Annotated in this window: 19 protein-coding genes; 12 read left to right on the forward strand and 7 right to left on the reverse strand. The window is 33.8% G+C overall.

Annotated elements, in window-relative coordinates; genetic code table 11:
- Positions 1-17 precede the first annotated feature (17 nt).
- From E0W69_RS18660 to E0W69_RS18690, 7 genes are all read left to right on the forward strand, one after another.
- Positions 18-1400: a hypothetical protein gene (locus E0W69_RS18660; RefSeq protein WP_131331575.1), complete on the forward strand. Its 1383-nt coding sequence runs from the start codon at positions 18-20 to the stop codon at positions 1398-1400.
- Positions 1401-1474: 74 nt separating this feature from the next.
- Positions 1475-2053, forward strand: a complete 579-nt coding sequence (locus tag E0W69_RS18665; RefSeq protein ID WP_131331576.1) for a glutathione peroxidase — start codon at positions 1475-1477, stop codon at positions 2051-2053.
- A gap of 45 nt (positions 2054-2098) precedes the next feature.
- Entirely contained in the window at positions 2099-3292 is a 1194-nt protein-coding gene (locus tag E0W69_RS18670; protein ID WP_131331577.1) for a DNA polymerase III subunit, read from the forward strand.
- A gap of 166 nt (positions 3293-3458) precedes the next feature.
- A complete protein-coding gene (locus tag E0W69_RS18675) occupies positions 3459-4904 on the forward strand; it encodes a PSP1 domain-containing protein (protein WP_131331578.1) in 1446 nt (481 codons plus the stop codon).
- A 94-nt stretch (positions 4905-4998) separates the two neighbouring features.
- Positions 4999-5514 (forward strand): DUF4442 domain-containing protein, encoded by a 516-nt coding sequence (locus E0W69_RS18680; protein ID WP_131331579.1) that lies wholly within the window; start codon positions 4999-5001, stop codon positions 5512-5514.
- A gap of 126 nt (positions 5515-5640) precedes the next feature.
- On the forward strand, positions 5641-8037 hold the full coding sequence (locus E0W69_RS18685) for an outer membrane beta-barrel family protein (protein WP_131331580.1): 2397 nt from the start codon (positions 5641-5643) through the stop codon (positions 8035-8037).
- Positions 8038-8487: 450 nt separating this feature from the next.
- Positions 8488-9303, forward strand: a complete 816-nt coding sequence (locus E0W69_RS18690) for a sensor histidine kinase (RefSeq protein ID WP_191967903.1) — start codon at positions 8488-8490, stop codon at positions 9301-9303.
- A 24-nt stretch (positions 9304-9327) separates the two neighbouring features.
- Here the strand turns inward: E0W69_RS18690 and E0W69_RS18695 are convergent, their stop codons facing one another.
- The gene (locus tag E0W69_RS18695) at positions 9328-10050 is read right to left on the reverse strand and encodes a LytR/AlgR family response regulator transcription factor (protein ID WP_131331582.1); all 723 of its coding nucleotides are present in this window, start codon (positions 10048-10050) and stop codon (positions 9328-9330) included.
- Positions 10051-10758: 708 nt separating this feature from the next.
- On the opposite strand from E0W69_RS18695, the gene E0W69_RS18700 reads away from it, so the two are divergent.
- Positions 10759-11586, forward strand: coding sequence for a dioxygenase family protein (locus E0W69_RS18700; protein ID WP_131331583.1), 828 nt, complete (start codon positions 10759-10761; stop codon positions 11584-11586).
- Positions 11587-11656: 70 nt separating this feature from the next.
- On the opposite strand, the gene E0W69_RS18705 is transcribed toward E0W69_RS18700, so the two are convergent.
- From E0W69_RS18705 to E0W69_RS18725, 5 genes are read right to left on the reverse strand one after another with little or no spacing between them, the layout of a single operon-like run.
- Positions 11657-11941, reverse strand: coding sequence for a GNAT family N-acetyltransferase (locus tag E0W69_RS18705; protein ID WP_131331584.1), 285 nt, complete (start codon positions 11939-11941; stop codon positions 11657-11659).
- The gene (locus E0W69_RS18710) at positions 11934-12341 is read right to left on the reverse strand and encodes an OsmC family protein (RefSeq protein ID WP_131331585.1); all 408 of its coding nucleotides are present in this window, start codon (positions 12339-12341) and stop codon (positions 11934-11936) included. Before E0W69_RS18710 ends, E0W69_RS18705 begins: the two co-directional genes overlap by 8 nt.
- Before the next feature lies 1 nt (position 12342).
- Positions 12343-12555, reverse strand: a complete 213-nt coding sequence (locus E0W69_RS18715; RefSeq protein WP_131331586.1) for a (4Fe-4S)-binding protein — start codon at positions 12553-12555, stop codon at positions 12343-12345.
- Between the two features lie 51 nt (positions 12556-12606).
- A complete protein-coding gene (locus tag E0W69_RS18720) occupies positions 12607-13149 on the reverse strand; it encodes a hypothetical protein (protein ID WP_131331587.1) in 543 nt (180 codons plus the stop codon).
- 48 nt (positions 13150-13197) lie between these two features.
- Complete coding sequence (locus tag E0W69_RS18725) at positions 13198-13779, reverse strand: Crp/Fnr family transcriptional regulator (RefSeq protein ID WP_131331588.1); 582 nt, start codon at positions 13777-13779, stop codon at positions 13198-13200.
- A 121-nt stretch (positions 13780-13900) separates the two neighbouring features.
- On the opposite strand from E0W69_RS18725, the gene E0W69_RS18730 reads away from it, so the two are divergent.
- A complete protein-coding gene (locus E0W69_RS18730; protein ID WP_131331589.1) occupies positions 13901-14980 on the forward strand; it encodes a tyrosine-type recombinase/integrase in 1080 nt (359 codons plus the stop codon).
- A gap of 3 nt (positions 14981-14983) precedes the next feature.
- Here the strand turns inward: E0W69_RS18730 and E0W69_RS18735 are convergent, their stop codons facing one another.
- Positions 14984-15523 (reverse strand): DUF1440 domain-containing protein, encoded by a 540-nt coding sequence (locus E0W69_RS18735; protein ID WP_131331590.1) that lies wholly within the window; start codon positions 15521-15523, stop codon positions 14984-14986.
- A gap of 172 nt (positions 15524-15695) precedes the next feature.
- Here E0W69_RS18735 and rfaD point away from each other — a divergent pair, with 172 nt between their 5' ends.
- From rfaD to E0W69_RS18750, 3 genes are all read left to right on the forward strand, one after another.
- Complete coding sequence (gene rfaD, locus E0W69_RS18740) at positions 15696-16694, forward strand: ADP-glyceromanno-heptose 6-epimerase (RefSeq protein ID WP_131331591.1); 999 nt, start codon at positions 15696-15698, stop codon at positions 16692-16694.
- Positions 16695-16722: 28 nt separating this feature from the next.
- On the forward strand, positions 16723-17523 hold the full coding sequence (gene proC, locus E0W69_RS18745) for a pyrroline-5-carboxylate reductase (RefSeq protein ID WP_131331592.1): 801 nt from the start codon (positions 16723-16725) through the stop codon (positions 17521-17523).
- Positions 17524-17598: 75 nt separating this feature from the next.
- A complete protein-coding gene (locus tag E0W69_RS18750) occupies positions 17599-18504 on the forward strand; it encodes an ATP-binding cassette domain-containing protein (protein WP_131331593.1) in 906 nt (301 codons plus the stop codon).
- Positions 18505-18506: the final 2 nt, after the last annotated feature.

Here is an 18506-nt window from a genome sequence, read left to right on the forward strand (position 1 = left end):
AGATAAAAGTAATTTACGTGAAACTATTTGTGCGAATATTTACCCTAGCTATTCTCTTTTGTTGGACCATGTGGAGCTGCTCCAAAGATCATTTAACTTCCGATCCTGAGGCTGTTAACAGTTTGACATTTAGTACAGGTATCGATACCGTAAAATTTGATACCGTATTTACGGCGCAAGGTTCGGCTACGCAAATAGTAAAAATATTCAACAACAATAGCCAAAAGATCTCCTTTTCTTCGATTGATCTTGGTGGTGGCGATGCTTCTTCTTATTTATTAAATATCAATGGAAGAGCTGCAAATTCGTTGACAGACGTAATTTTAGAAGCTGGCGATAGTTTGTATGTTTTTATCAAAGTAAATATTTCGCCCAATGCAACGACGAGCCCATTTATTGTTGCGGATAGTATTAATTTCCGGTTAAATGGAAACGTGGAAAAATTGTATTTGCAGGCTTATGGACAAAATGCACATTATATTTCTACTGCCAATATTAACAAAGACACGACTTGGAATGCCGATTTACCGATTGTCGTGATGAATGATATTCTTTTACCAACGAACACAAAATTAAATATTGCAAAAGGTGCCAAAGTTTATTTTCATGGTAATACCCATCTATTAATTAATGGAACTTTGAATGCATTGGGTGATTCTTTGTCTAGGATTCAGATGACAACGGATCGTTTGGATGATCCATATAATACCATTGCTGGTTCTTGGGGCGGATTAACTTTTGGGGCAATGAGCAGCAGTAATATTTTACAATATACATCTATCAAAAATGCACAAATAGCTATTGCGGATACGAGTAACACAAGTGTAAGTAGTAATTACAAATTGACATTGAATAGTTGCGAAATTTATAATTGTAGTAACGCCGGCATGGATGCTGTTAACTCGAATATTTATTTATATAATTCATTGATTTACAATAATAATTACAATATTTCCATCGCTGGAGGCAATTACAATTTGTTGTACAATACGATTGCTGCATATTCCAATAATTTATTGGGACATAATAATCCTTGCGTGGCTGTTACAAATAATTCCACTGCATTGAATCTGATCGTTAAAAATTCTATTATTTATGGGGAAAATGCGACTATTTCTAATGAATTAAGTTTTGATACACAACTAGCGAATGCACAAGTTTCTTTGACGAATTCATTATTGAAAATGAGCACTACGCCGACGTATGTGATGGCGAGTAATTTGATTTTAAATGTAGATCCGCTATTTACAACGGTGAATAATGATCGAGCTATTTATGATTTTCATTTACAAAATAACTCTCCAGCTTTGCAAAAAGCGCTCTATGATAATGCCGTATTGATTGATTATCAAGGTAATCTACGAAGCACGACGACTCCAACAATCGGCGCTTTCGAATAAAGTAAATATTTAGCTTTTAGCGTTTGTTTTCATTTTGATATGGTAACTTTACAAATAGTTAAAATATATACGTAATGAAAAAATTAAAATACGCCATAGTGGCCGTCGCACTTTTCGTGATAAGTGCGTCATTTATTTCCAAAGAACATAAACGACAGCAAATGGAAACAAGCAAAAAGCTAAAAAATATATACGATTTCAAGATTGAAGGTTTGGATGGATCCGTGATCGATTTTTCCAAATTCAAAGGCAAAAAAATCTTGATCGTAAATACCGCATCCAAATGTGGATTTACCCCACAATACAAAGGTTTGGAAGCATTATACAAAGCCGAAGCCGGCAAATTGGTTATCGTAGGTTTCCCCTCAGATAATTTCGGTGGACAAGAGTTTCAAGACAATAAAGACATTAGTTCTTTTTGTGAAAAAAATTATGGAGTAACTTTTCCATTAACGACAAGAGTCGATGTGAAAGGGGACAACACAACACCTATATTCAAATATTTGACTGAAAAATCTGAAAATGGTGTATTAGATGCGACCATTTCTTGGAATTTCAACAAATTCATCATTGACGAAAAAGGTAATTTGATCAAACATTTTGATAGCAAAGTGACGCCAGATAGTCCTGAGTTGATGAAATATATTGATTAATAGGATTTTTTACATAGATACAAAAAGAAAAGATTTTAGGCAGATATGCAGTTTAAGGACGTTATTGGTCAGGCAACAGTCAAGCAACATTTGGTAGAGTTGGTTCAGCAAAATAGATTGAGTCACGCACTTTTATTCTTGGGAAAGGAGGGAAGTGGCGCCTTGAGTTTGGCTATTGCATTTGCTCAATACGTTTTATGTGAAAAAGCGTCTGGTAAAAGTGAATCGGATTTAGGTCCTTCGATGTTTGGAGATTTGGAACCTGCTCCAGCTATGAATGATTCATGCGGTCAGTGTCGCTCTTGTGTCAAAGCAGAGCAATACATTCATCCCGATATACATTTTTCCTATCCTGTAATTCCGAGAAAACCAGGAGACAAACCGACGAGTACGGATTATATTACGCAATGGCGTGAATTTTTAAAAGAATCGCCTTACGGAAATGCGTACGATTGGTTATTGTCTATAAAAGCGGAAAATAAACAAGGAAATATTACAGCAGAAGAATGTAACTCCATCATTCACAAATTAAGTTTGAAGAGTTTTGAAAGTGAATACAAAATTCTGATTATGTGGATGCCGGAGTATTTACAAAATTCGGGTAATAAATTACTCAAACTCATCGAAGAACCTCCAGCGAAAACTTTATTTATCCTTGTAGCAGAAAATGCGGACAATATCCTTCCTACGATATTGAGTCGTTGCCAATTGATAAAAATACCCGCATTAGAAAGAGAAGATATAGAAGCCGCGCTTCAAACCAACGGATATGAAGGCGAGCGCGCCTCCTTGGCGGCAAGTATGGCAGATGGTAATTATAGAGTCGCATTATTAGAAGCAGAAAATGCAGAAGATAATGACTGGCAAGCAATCTTGAGAGAATGGTTAAATGTGGCATTTCATGGTAATCCGATCAATTATACCAAATGGGTAGATACGATTAGCAAATATGGACGTGAACCACAAAAACAATTTATCTATTTTTTTATCCATTTATTGGAACAAGCATTGCGATTAAAAGTTTTGGGCGCTAATGCTGAAACTCCAACATCTGAATTAGATTTTGCGCAGCGTCTTAATAAACTTTTGACTATCGAGCAACAAGAAGCCATCATGTCGGAGTTAGACAAAGCCGCTTATTATATTGAGCGTAATGCCAATCCCAAACTTCTTTTTCACGCCCTCACAATCAAGCTGAATCACATTATTAAGGATAAAGCCTTAATTTTGGCCCAATAGTCATTCTTTTTGTAAGAGATGATAACGACTGTCTTGTGTGTAACATTCTAATCGAAAGATTTTTCCCCACAAATAATTTTTAGGGTAAATGATGGATGATAATCACTTGACGTCAATTTTTTACAATACGTTACAGAGTGCGCTCTGTACTTAAATATATATAAATATGGGTTGTGGTAGTTGTGGCACTGGCAAACCGAATGGTTGCAAAAGCAATGGCGGTTGTAGTACCGGCGGGTGCAATAGATTAAATGTGTACGATTGGTTAGCAAATCTGCCATTTTCTGATCCCGAAAGTTCTTGTAACATCGTGGAAATCAGTTTTAAAAGTGGTAGCAGAAAAGATTATTATAGAAATACTTCTTTACAATATTACGAAAAAGGAACTCTTGTAACGCTTGAGGGTGTAGGTGGTATTGATGTTGGTACGGTTAGTTTGACTGGAGAATTGGTAAGATTGCAGTTAAAAAAACATAACATTTCCGAAGGAAGTGTGGATATCAAAAAAATCCTAAGGATCAGTACCGAAAAAGATATCGCATCTTATGAGCAAAATAAAGCACGTGAAGGCGAGGTACTTGCTCGTAGTAGAGCCATCGCTCGTCAGCTCAATCTTCAGATGAAATTAAGTGAAGTCGAAATACAAGCCGATGGCAAAAAAGCGACTTTTTTCTATACGGCAGATGATCGTGTCGATTTCCGTGAAATGATCAAAATTTTTGCCTCAGAATTTAAGGTAAAAGTGGAAATGCGTCAGATCGGTATCCGCCAAGAAGCTGGGAAAGTGGGTGGTATCGGTAGTTGTGGACGTGAATTATGTTGTAGCACGTGGTTGACTGATTTCAAAAGTGTGACAACAACAGCTGCTCGCTATCAAAATCTAAGTATCAACCAAACAAAATTGAGTGGTCAATGTGGAAGATTGAAATGTTGTTTGAATTATGAATTAGACACGTATTTGGATGCGTTGCAACAATTTCCCAATAATGCGGATAGCTTGCAGACGACAAAAGGGCGTGCAATGTTGGTAAAAAAAGACATTTTCAAAAACTTGATGTGGTACACTTTGCCAGACAGCAACAAGCAATATCCATTGACGATTTCTCGTGTTAGAGAGATTATTCGCCTCAATATGAAAGGCGACGTTGTGGATGAGTTGAAGCATGTAGAACTATATTCCAATAGAGAAACGGTGGAAATTGATGCTGGATTTGTAGACGTAGTTGGACAGATTTCTTTGAAAAGTTTGGAAAAAGGAAATAATAAAAATCACAAATCCAAACCAAATAAAAACAATTTCAAAGGAAATAGCAATTCTCCTCAAACCGATAATAAAAAACTGGAAGCAAAAGGAAATTCATATTTTGATAGAAAAAAGGAAAAAGAAAATCTGAATAAGGATGGGGTAAATAAACCACAAAACAAACCTCAGCAAAAACAAAACAACAATAATAACGGTCCTCAACAAGAAAGACCGAAAGGAAATTTCCCAAATAATAACAATAATAACGGAGAGCGCAAACAAGAATTCAAACCGAAAAATAAGAATTTTCAAAAGAATCGACCTCCAAGACCCAATAATCCACCAGCAAATAATGGTGAAAATGCATAAAAAAAGCAGCGCTCCTAGCGCTGCTTTTTTGCTTTAAATCATTTTTAAGATTATATATTTATTAGAACTTGCAAATAAATAATCGAATCATTTAATGCAAAAATTATTTCAACGATTAAGCAAGTTTATCTCTCCTAATAAATTGGCAAAATGGATGATGCGTTTTTCTCCAATGTATAAAAGGAGTACCGGACGGATTACCTATATCTCCGATGATTTTACGGAAATTAATATTGAAATCAAACTGTCTTATAAAAATCGAAATATTGCAGGTGTAATATTTGGCGGTAGTCTTTTTGCAGCGACAGATCCGATTTTTATGATACAACTGATGCAAATGCTAGGTAGTCGCTACATCGTATGGGATCGAGCCGCAGAAATCAAATACAAACGACCCGCGACTCCCGCCGCTTATGCAAAATTTATATTGACGAAAGAAGACTTGGAAAAAATCATCCAAGAAGTAAATAAAAATGGGGAAACGAATATTGAAAAAACGGTTCATCTTACTTCTAAAGATGGCAATACGATCTTTGCCGAAGTAACTAAAACCATGTATATCGCCGATAAAGGCTTTTACAAAAAGAAAATCGCAGCAAAATCTAAATAATTAATCTTTATTAAGTTTCTTATTTTCCTACAGAATTGTTCATTCTCCCCCGAATTCAGTTGTTTATCGAAATTGTTTGCCCTGCTTTTTACAAAGTGGGAATTTCGATGAAGAAAATAATGAGATATGGCGAAAAGAACAATGTTAATGATTATTGGGCTAATGGTAAGTATGGTTGGATTTAGTCAAATAAAAATTTCCGGTAAAATAAGTGATATCAATGGAACGCCTATTTCTTTTGCTACGATCAAATTTACAAAGGATAGTAAATCATTTGGAAAAATATCGGACTCGGCTGGGACATATATTTTGACTTTGCCTGATACAGGACTTTATGTAATAGCAGTATCTTCATTTAATTATAGAGATAGTATTTCTAATTACAATGTTTCTCAAAAGGAACAAATAAAAGATTTTCAATTACGATATGATAATGCGAGTGAATTAGGTGGCGTTGTGGTTTCTACAAAAAAGAAAAAGCCATTGATTGAAAAGAAGATTGATCGTCTTATTTTTAATGTAGCAGAAAGTCCATTGTCAATTGGCGGGACCGCATGGGATGTTTTACAACATACGCCTTTAATATCAGCAAAAAATTCTGGCGAACTATCACTTATTGGCAAAAGTGCTTCCGTGGTGTATATAAATAATAGAAAGTCATTTTTATCAGGAGAGGATCTTATGAACTATTTGTCTGCTATGCCTTCTGACAATATTGTCAGTATTGAAGTGATAACAGCCCCTCCCGCAAGCTATGATGCTGGGAATGGAAGTAGTGTTATTAATATTGTATTGAGAAAAGTATTGGATAATGGATTAAATGGTTCAGTTACATTGACTGATATGCAAGCTACTTATAATAGGCAGCGAGCGACAGCTCAGTTAAACTATAAATATAACAGATACACACAATCGCTAACAGCTGGCGGCACTTTAGGAAAGACATTCTCTAAGTTTTACAATACTATAAACTATTTTGACATTGGGCAAAAAGAAACATTGGATGAGAAATTTATCAATAATGGCAAACCAATATCCATTGCAACCAATATGAACTACGAGCTGACTCCATTATCATTGATTGGCGGAGTTTTTGAATATACGCACAACAATAGTCATTCTTTTGACTATGCACTTGATAATATAATGGGATCAAGCAAAAATCAGTATTGGAATAATAATTTGGGTAAAGAAAAAACTAATCTTTATTCTGGCAATTTAAACTATAAATATTCTGGTAAATCTCGACAAAGAATATTACAAATAAATCTAGATTACTTTCAATATATCAATTCAAATGAAGCAACCTTTCTTTCCTATTTTGATGAAGACAATTTAGATATATTTAATGGTAATAATAGCTATACAAGACAGAAAGCATATAATTACTCTGCTAAAGTGGATTATAGTCAATTGATTTTTGGCAATATAAATTTTGATGCTGGTATAAAATACGGATATACTAAAACGAATAATCCTTATTTGTTTTATAATTATACAACTGATGGTTGGTCATACAATGATAATATATCTAATCATTTTATATACAAAGAAGGAATCAATGCAGCATATTTTGATCTACAGAAAAAAATTACTTCACATTTGGATGTCAAGGCAGGTGCAAGAATTGAAAATACAGACATTAAAACAATACAATTAAGTACAGACGAAAATCATCATCAAAACTATACTAAAATACTTCCTTCTGCGTACATTTCTTATGAAATAAACAATAATAATAATTTGTCATTTTCTATAAAAAATGATTTTATTCGCCCCTCATTTTCTGCAATGAATCCTTTTCGAGACTATTCTAGTAATAAAATTATTGAGATGGGTAATGCTTTTTTACGCCCAGGGAATAGTCTAGATTATGAATTGTCTTACATATTTAAACGAAACTATATATTTATGGCTCAATATAGTAATCAAACAAATCTATCAGGTCAATTACAAACTATAATAGCCCCCGATACGCTACTATACAAACAAGCAAACTATGGAATGTTTCGAAGTTTTGGATTGGTATCTATTGTAAACCAAAGTATTATAAAAGCGAAATGGAATATCAATTTGACAAATTCCATTCAATGGAAAACGTTAAACACAAATGCTGACAATATTGAAGCAAAAGAAACTTTTCCAATATATAATGTAGCCTTAAATCAAACCTTTACTAATCTTTTTAAAACGGGTATTAACGGATCCTTGTATGGAAGTTATACAAGTAAATTTGCAAATGCAAACTCTGTATCACTAAAACCTTTTGGAGAAGTAGATTTTGGTTTTGTAAAGGATTTTACAAACATCGGATGGAAAATTTCTATGTATGTTGATGATATTTTTAAAACAAATATTTATAAAGGTCAGACTATTGGAAATTCTACATTCAATTCTATATTAAGTAGCTATTATGATGACAGACGTATTAGAATATCAGTAGTCAAAAATTTCGGAAATAAAAGAGTTCGTACCAAAAAGAATGATGATGCAGGGAATGCAAGTGAGAAAAACAGATTATGATCATAAGTTTCGAATTTTATTAAAATTGAAACTTATTGATTCTAAAAAATATTAATTCCTAGATAATCTTGTACATTTATTTTATCGAAAAAGTATTACTCCTTATTTCAATACATCACAATGAACCTGTCAAGCAATAAGAAAAAACCTTTTTTGGAGAAAATCGTTGATTTCGATATTGAAAGTAGATATACCAAAGGAGTACGAATTGGTTGTCATCTGTCGATGTGGTCGTTTTTTTGGATAATCAGCATACTAACTTATTTAAAGAATAATGATTTAAAAAATGCCGACTTATTCGCTTTACGAAATGTCATATGTGGTATTATTTTTTTTTATTTATTTTTCTATGGTGTTATTAAGTTTTTATTTGATCGAAACTACATTTACATTTTTATTATAGGTTTATATTTATGTACCGAAACTTGGATTGTCTCCAATTATTTATGCATGAAAATATTGGATATCTTTTTTACAAAGAACAATATCCCATTATTTAATATTGTGCACAGCTACGCTAATGAAAAATTTTCCTACATTTTGTCATATCGAACTTTAATAGTAGAACTTTTTGTTGTCTTTAGTTTTGTTTCCATTCCTTCCTTTATCAAAATTCTATTTGATATCACTCGATATTATTCAAAATCCATTAAACAAGAAAGACATAGTAAAAGCCTAGAGATAGATAAACTTAATCTGGAAAAGAATTTTTTATCCGCCCAACTAAATCCTCATTTTCTTTTTAATACGTTTAATAATCTATATGCATTAGCATTGAAGAAATCCACTATTTTACCTGAGGTAATAGAGCGTTTATCGGATATCATGCGCTATACTGTTTATGATGCTAGTGCGGATACCGTGTCTTTAAACGACGAATTAAATTTTATCAAAAACTATATAGAACTAGAAAGATTACGATATTCTTCTGATTCTAGTATTGAACTGATCTTGTCTGAAAACCTTCCAATTAACCATAAAATTGCACCATTGTTGATTTTCCCATTTGTAGAAAATGCCTTCAAATATGGCCTAAAATCTAAAGCTAAATTTGTAAAAGTAAAAGTTGACTATATAGACCAGATGATTGTATTTCTAATTGAAAATGATACTATAGATTACGAAAATGTAAATACGCAACAATATCATGGCGTCGGTATTGCAAATGTACAAAGTCGGCTAAAACTATTATATCCCAATAACAACCAATTAACTATCAAAAATTCTTTGAATACTTTTATAGTTGAATTAAAAATCACTATTTAGCAATTCCAATTTTTTTAAGGCACATTAATCTTCCTTAATATTAAGTTTTATAAAAAGTTCTTGTTTTCTTAGTTTGGCAATTGCAAGCTCTTCTCCAGTATTTAAAACAACGGTATTGCCAAATATCTTTCGGACATTATTTAAAGAGATGATATAGGAGGTATGAATACGAAAAAACAAATCTGAGGGTAATTTTTCTTCCATATTTTTCATAGTAGAGTTAGAAATAACTATGGAATTATCCGCTAAATGTATTTTAATGAAATCTCCCATAGTTTCGATATACTTAATTTCTGAAAACGCAATTCTATGAAAGATGCTTTCCGACTTAATCGTTAGAAATTGTGGTAAAGTATTATTCAATTTAAGATCTGAAGTATGCTGATTTTTTATATTTATTTTTGAAATCGCTGCTATGAATCTAGCATAAGTTACCGGTTTCTTTATATAATCTACCGCGCCAATCTCAAAGCCATCAATGGCATATCGCTCATATGCAGTAACAAAAATAAAGTATGGTGGATTCTTTAAAGATTTTGCTAGCTCCATACCATTTATAAGTGGCATCTCTATATCACTTATTACGAGATCTACTTGATTATTTTGCAGATATAACAATGCGTCTGCGCCATTTTCAAAACTAGTAAGCAATTGTAGTATGGGCGTTTGGTGGACAAAATTTTCTATTAACTCTCTTGCCAAGGGTTCATCTTCAATGATGACACATGTAATTATATTGTTATCCATAGATGAAGGAGCTATATATTAGTATTGCGAATATATAGTATCAATTAGGAAATCAATATAGAAATGTTGTAAATAAATGAAGAAATTATGCAAAGTGTAAATGCAATTGGGCAAATGAAAGCCGCCGAAGTCTGTAAGCCAATACGATATTTGCCGAAGTAACTAAAACCATGTACATCGCTGAAAAAGGCTTTTTCAAAAAGAAAATCGTTGAAAGAACTAAAAATAATTTGCTACCCTGAGTGGAATTGAACCACCGTAAAGATTTTTGCTGAATCTTGCCTCACCGCTCGGCCACAGGATTTTTCGACTAGCTTTTATTTAAAACTTGTTTTAAATAAAATGGATACCCAATTGTGCGCCTCCAGGCTGTGTCGAAAAATAATGTTCAAATCAGTACATTTTGTTTAACTAATCAATATTGATTGGAGTTGTATGATTTGCTTCAAATGAATGAAGAATTGGGAATTGCTTCCCTAATCGACTTACCTTTTTTGAATATCCATGATGTAAAGAACTAATCTGACACAAAAATAAAACCTAATTATTAGTCTACCAAAAAAATAGACTAATAATTTTAAAATTATTTTTTAATTGAAAATCGATAAGACTTTTTAACAATATCGTTTCTTTATTTATGGACAATAATCTTTCACATGATTTAGTTTTGACGATGATAGATTTGGATTACGATATAATAATTTTAAGATGCATAGAAAGGAATTTTTAAAGATGATGGCAATTTTACCATTGCTAAAATCAAGCAATGGATTAGCGCAATTACTTTTGGCAAATAAACCATTTCCAGTTACGGAGAGAATGCCCGTATTTTTTGTAGGGCATCAAGATTTTTCCAAAACGCCACATCAAACGCCATTTACCAAAAATCTCCGAACGATGGGAGCTTCAGTAACTCCGATTGCGATTTTGGTAATGTCTGCTCATTGGTTGACTTTGGGTGATACATTTGTCAATTTGAATTCCCAATTTTCCACACCAGAATATCCATCTAAAGGCGCTCCGGAAATCGGCAAATTGATAATGAACGAAACAAATACGAAAGAGGAGCAAAGTCGTGATTTGGATCATGGCGCTTGGAGTGTTTTGCGCCATTTGTCCCCAGATGCTAAAGTTCCCGTATTGGAATTAAGTATAGATATGAGTAAGCCGTTGGACTATCATTATCAACTAGCAAGGCAATTATCGAATTTAAGGACGCGTGGTGTGTTGATTGTAGGCAGTGGCAATATTGTGCATAATCTGGATATGTCCGCATTAAAATTTTGGTCAAGTAAGCCTTATGATTGGGCTATGGAATTTGATAATTGGGTAAAAGATAGAATTGATGAGCGCGATTTTAGTAGCTTATTTCAATTTGAAAAATTAGGGAAAGTTGCTGATTATTCAGTGCCTACTATGGATCATTATTTACCTATGTTGTATTGTTTATCGTTATGCGAATCGGACGAAACAATTACGCATACATTTACAGAAGTGACAAGAGGGTTGAGTTTCAGATGTTTTCGAATAAGTTGAAAACGCCAATTCTATTAAAATTGGCGTTGGATATATTATTTACTTTGGAAATCTTTTTAGATGGCATTATCTAAAATAATACATCATGTAAATCTTGATTTTTTTCAAATGTCGCTTTAGCAAATGGACATAGGGGAATAATTTTTATATTATTTTTTCGGGCAAAATCTACCGCGCCGAGAACAAGTTGTTTGCCTACGCCTTTTCCGTTAAATGCTTCTTCAACTTCGGTATGGTCGATGATAAATTTGTCTGTTCCAGCCCAAGTGTATGTCATAAGGCCGGCATGCGCGCCATCATATAAGGCTTCAAAGTCGCCTTTTTTTTCAGTATTGTGTTGTACGATTTCAAGCATCTGCATTAATTTTTGTGTTTATTGCAATATTTCCTGTCAAGGTTTTGTGTACGGGACATTTCTCTGCAATTAATAAAATTTTTTTTAATTGTTCTTCATCTGGATGAAAAGAGGAGAAGCTAATCGTTCGGGTAAATGTAGCACTATTCGTTTCTGGTGATTTTTCTAGATCTACATCGACAATGATATTACCAACATTCCATTCTTTTCGATCAATATACATTTTTAGCGTGGCAGCTGTACAACTTGCTAGCGAAGTCGCCAAAATCTGATGTGGATCAAATCCTTTATTTTGCCCACCTTTATCAAATGGCTCATCTGTTACCAACTGATTATCGCCCGCAAAAATTTCTGTATAGAATTTTTCTTCGCCTAAAATGGCTTTTACTTGAATTCCCATTTTATTGATGTAATTTATAACTCAATGCACCGGAAGGGCATTTTTCAATTTGATTCATTAATTCTTTTGTTGTTGCATTCTCAATTTTTATCCAAGGCTTTTCTCTTGGGTTATATACTTTTGGTAAGGTTTTCACACATACCGCTGAGTGGATACAAACCGTTGGTTTCCAATATATGGTCATTTCTTCATTAGAATATTCATGTACATCCATGCAAATATATTTTCAATGAAATTACGTATTATTTATTAGACAAATGCATGATTAACTTGCTTTTGTATGGGGACGTGTAATTTTTAGTTTGCACCATTTTAATAATTGTATACAGGCTGTTATAGGCAGAAATATATAAATAACAATAAGAGAAATTAGTTTGATTTGCGTAGCGACACTTGAAATCTTTATTTCCGAAGCATTCAAATCGGGAAAAGTATGAAGCATTTGTAAAACGCAGAAATTTTCTATACAATCAAATACGGAAAAGCAAATACAAGCGATGAATAGGCATTTCCAAATGAAGGAATAATTCCATTTCTTCCAGGTATAACCAAAATAATTCCTTCCAAATGCAAGCAAAAAAAAGGGAAATGGAACGTCTAATAAAGTGAGAAATTGATATTTTGCTCTTCCTAAATTACCATATTCTGTAAATAAATGCTTTACAAATAAGAGATCGTATCCCTTAATTTGATAATCAAGTTTTGCTGTTTTGGAAAATTGTTCCAATGTAGATCCGAAGAATGTGAGTGCCAATGCATTGATCAAAAACAATACAAATGTGAGCATTACTTTTTTACGTGTAGACATATTTCAAAATTTTAAGGCAAAGGACGATTGAAATATCTGCGTACACATTTACATATGTAAAGATTTGATTTTTTTCCTTATTCTACTGAGTTGTGTCGGCGTGATGCCCAAGTATGATGCAATGTGATATTGTTGTACTTGGTTTTCAATATTAGGAAATTCCGATTTAAGGATATCATATCTTTTTTCTGCATCCAGCATCACCAATTCGATTTCTCGTTTTTCTTTTTGAACAAAATGCAATTGTGCAATTTTCTTTGCGAGTCTTTCTAATTCGATATTCTTACTACATAATTGTTCGAAATCGTGATATTTTGCTTCATATATATTGCAATCGCTTAGGGCCTGTTGATTTATTAAATTTTCCTTTTTCGTAATCAGCGAAGCGTATGCTCCAATAAAAGATGGTGCAGTAAAAAACGTTTTATTATACTCAATTCCGTCTTCGTTTCTATAAAATCCGCGAACCAAACCTTCTTGCAATATTCCAATTTTGGTTGCGATTTCTCCCTCTCGAACAAAAAAATCCAAATTGGATAGTCTTCTTTCTTTAAAAATATTTTGAAATTGTTGCCATGTTACTTCGGATAGAGGCGAAATATTATTAATATATTTTTTTAAATCATGCATTCGAAAAGTGTGTATTGAAACTTAAGGTTCTATGGTTTAAAATTATTGAAGCTATTAATATGTGAAGCTGAAATTTTGTTAAATTTGGAGTATTGGTTCTTATAATACAAAATACGAATCTATGGATTTTTCTAAAATCTCCCTAACCTTCGGAATGCACCGAGAAAAAGAAGTGATTTGGCTTGCTTTTGAGTATAACAAAGATTTGATTAATGAAATCAAACAACTATTGCCAACTGCAAAATGGAGTAGTACTCAAAAGAAATGGCATGTTCCTGATGATAATGCGGTGAGAGATTTATTGCACTTGCCCATGAAAGAATATATGGGAAAACGAGTAATGCCAAGACTGAGTTTCAATAATCAAGCACAGTTACAACGTATGATGGACGAGCTACGTCTGCGTGCCTATGGCGAACCAACTATCCGAACCTATAGTGTGGAGGTAGCTCAATTGATGTATTTGCTCAAAGAATTTCCAATACAAAACTTGACTTCTGAGCGTCTAAGAGCTTACTTGTTGTACTGTTTTGAAGTGGAAGGTATTTCTGTCAATCAGATGCATAGTCGATTAAACGCACTAAAATTTTACTTTGAAAAAGTATTGGGTAGGGATAAGTTTTTTATGGAAATACCAAGGCCACAGAAGCCTTCTAGTTTGCCCAAGGTATTTAGTGAAAAAGATATTGAGCGACTATTTGAAGTGATAGATAATCAAAAACATCGATTGATGTTACAACTTTGCTATGGAATGGGGTTGCGAGTGAGTGAAGTTGTGAGATTGAAAATTGCAGATATTGATAGTGGTCGTATGTTGGTTTTCATCAATAATGGAAAAGGAAAGAAAGATCGATATGTACCTCTTCCGGAATCTATTTTGGACGATTTGCGAAGCTATTATAGGGAGTACAAGCCAAATATTTACTTATTTGAAGGTGCCAATAGAGGACAATATGCCATAAGAAGTGTGCAAGGGGTTTTTCATACGGCGAAAGAGAAAGCAAAAATTCGTAAAAAAGTCGGGATTCATGGATTACGCCATAGTTATGCGACACATCTGTTGGAATATGGAACGGACATGAGTTTTATCCAAAAATTATTAGGACACAATAATATAAAGACCACTGAAGTGTATGCGAAAGTTTCCAATACACATCTCGCAAAAGTAAAAAGCCCATTAGATCGTATGAAAAAAAGCTAAGAACTATTTTTTCTTAGCCGAACAATCGGGTAAATGATTGAGTATTTTCCTACAAGCTTCTAATGCGCCACCAAATATAATATGTGAACCAAATTCCCACACATGCCAAGCTTTAGGCATTTGGCGGACTTTTCCTTGCATTCCCATCGCAGGCAAGGTTGTGCCATGCGTTAATGTCCACACCGCAATTCCTGCTGGTATTCCTTCTGCTGAGCTCACGGCTTTAGATTTTTTCGCGGCAATGGCATAGCCGACTCCGATTGCAGCGCCAAATACATAGTGCACGATTTTTAACGATGTAATTCGTTGAGATTTTGTCATAGGCTTTTTTGAAACCAGCGATTTTGTCTCTGCGACTAGTACGGCTGGTGGCATATTCTCAGGATGTCCATTGACATCAGCACCGTATAGTAGTTTTTGTTCGGGTGTTGGCTTCCATATTTTTTCTCCTAATTCTTGTAAAGGTGGTTCTACCAAAGATTTGATCCAAGAGGCAAATAATCCACTCGCTATACCAATGGCAATTTCTTTTCCGTATTTCATCGTGTAATATTTTAGGGTAAATAAATATTTAGTTTAAAGTTATTTTATTTTAAAGAAAGATTTTGTGAAAATTATTCCTTTGGCTTTAACCTTATGTTATCCAATAATAGGTACGAAATAGATTTGTTACATTTGCTAAGTAATTATTTAAATATAAAATTATTTCTATATAATGGTAGACGGCAAAAGAATTATAGTGACAGGTGCAGCAGGTTTTATCGGTAGTTGCATGGTGGAATATCTTAATGAGAAAGGATACGAAGATTTGATATTGGTGGATAATTTCGGAGAAGATGAAAAACGACCCAATTGGTCTGAAAAGAAATTTACCGAAATTGTAGAAAAAGAATTCCTTTTCGAATGGTTGACTACACATGCAGACGTGCCTTTGGCAGCGGTAATTCACATGGGCGCAAATTCCAGTACAACAGAATTTGACTATGAAGTTTTGAAAAAATGGAATGTGGAATATTCGCAAAAATTATGGGATTTCTGTACGGCAAATAAAATTCCCTATATCTACGCGTCTTCTGCGGCTACTTATGGCGATGGTGAATTGGGATATGATGATAATCATGAAGTTATTTACCAATTGAAACCATTGAATCCTTATGGTATTTCCAAAAATGAATTTGACAAATGGGCGTTAGAACAATCCACTACTCCAACTTTTTGGGCGGGTTTGAAATTTTTTAATGTGTATGGTCCGAACGAACAACATAAAGGTCGTATGGCAAGTGTAATTTCTCACGCATTTCACCAAATTAAGGAAAATGGGAAAGTGAAATTATTCAAAAGCTATAAAGAAGGTTATGCAGATGGTCAACAACTACGTGATTTCGTTTATGTAAAAGATTTGGTCAAAGTTATGTTTTGGATGTTGGACAATAGTTTGTTAGAAAATCCGATTCCTTCTGGTTTGTACAATGTTGGAACCGGACACGCACGTAGTTTTTACGATTTAGTGGACTCGACATTTAAAGCAATGGAGATCGATACAAATATTGAATTTATCGAAATGCCGATCGATATCAGGGATAAATACCAATATTTTACAGAAGCCAATATGCAAAAATTACATCAAGCTGGTTACAACGTACCATTTTACGAATTGGAAGATGGTGTGAAAGACTATGTTCAAAATTATTTAGCAACTGCAATTCAATACTAATATCAAGTAAGGCAATTAATCAAAATTTATGGCTCAAAAGATCGCAATTATTGGAGGTGGTAACCTTGGCGCTTCGATCGCAGAAGGTTTATTGGAAAGTGGATTTATTCGTGCAGAAGATCTAATCATTACGCGAAGAAATACGAAAGCATTAAATGCATTTGTAGAAAAAGGCATCCAAGTTGTTTCAGATAATAAGCAAGCGTTGGCATTTGCAGATTTTATATTGTTTGCAGTGAAACCCTTTCAGATAAAAGAAATTTTGACCGATTTATTGCCTTATTTGGATGCGGCAAAGCATACAATTGGAAGTGTAATTACTGGTATTTGGGTAAAAGATATTGTCGAAGTAATCGGTAATAATTTCACGATTTTTCGCATCATGCCGAATACTGCGATCGCTATTCGTCAGAGTATGACTTGCCTATGCGGACACAATGCTTCTGGAGATCAATTGGATTATGTTACACAAATGTTTGACCAATTAGGCAAAACTGTTGTAATTGAAGAAAAATTGATGGATGCTGCGACGGTTTTGGGTGCTTGTGGTACGGCGTATGCACTTCGTTTCATTCGTGCTAATATTCAAGGCGGTATTGAGATTGGATTTAGCGCGGCGGTCGCATCTCTGATCGCAGAACAAACTGCCAAAGGTGCTGCAGATTTGCTTTTGCAAAAAAATACCCATCCCGAACAAGAAATTGATAAAGTTACCACGCCAAAAGGCTGTACAATTGCAGGCTTAAATGAAATGGAACATCAAGGTTTTAGTTCGAGCGTAATTCAAGGAATAAAAGTTAGTTATGAAAAAATCGTAGGAGATAAATAGCTCAAAGCGAAATGTGAAAAGCAAAATTCTTTCTCAAATTTATAATTCATAACTTATCATTTATAATTCATTTTCATGTCTATTATAGTTGAACATTTAGTTAAAAAATACGGTACCCAAACGGCTGTCAATGATGTCAGTTTTCAATTGAAAAAAGGCGAAGTTGTTGGTTTTTTGGGACCAAATGGTGCGGGGAAAAGTACGACTTTGAAAATGATTACAGGTTATTTACAACCCGATAGCGGTAATGTCCAAGTTGCAGGAGTGGATATGTTGCAAAATCCAATTGCTGCTAAACGCAAAATTGGTTATTTGCCAGAGGCGAATCCTTTGTATTTGGATATGTATGTAAAAGAGTATTTGAATTTTATTGCCAAAGTGCATCAATTAGATAATATTCCAAATCGTATCGATCAAGTCGTTGAATTGGTAGGATTAGGTCCTGAAAAAGGTAAAAAATTACAACAATTATCCAAAGGTTATAAGCAACGCGCTGGCTTAGCGGCTGCATTGATACACGAGCCGGAAGTGTTGATTTTGGACGAGCCGACAAGTGGTTTGGATCCAAATCAAATAGTTGAAATAAGAAATGTAATCAAGGAGCAAGGCAAGAATAAAACGGTGCTTTTTTCTTCGCATATATTACAAGAAGTAGAAGCGGTTTGTTCGCGTATTTTGATATTGAATAAAGGTGTTTTGAAAACGGATCAATCTATTATAGAAAAGATGGAAAGTGCAGATACACAAGCTTTGATAAAGATTTCATTCAAAGAAATTATAGAGCCACAATGGTTGTTGCGACTGCCATCTGTAACGACAGCAGAAAAGGATAAAAAGAACGTGTGGCATATTACAACAGCGGATTTGGATGTGACGAGAAAAGAGTTGATGGCATTGGCACTCAATGAAAATTTTACCATTATTTCTATGGAAACAGGTAGCTTGGATTTGGAAAATACCTTCCGAGAAATGACAAAATAATT

Source organism: Rhizosphaericola mali (assembly GCF_004337365.2).
GTDB lineage: Bacteria > Bacteroidota > Bacteroidia > Chitinophagales > Chitinophagaceae > Rhizosphaericola > Rhizosphaericola mali.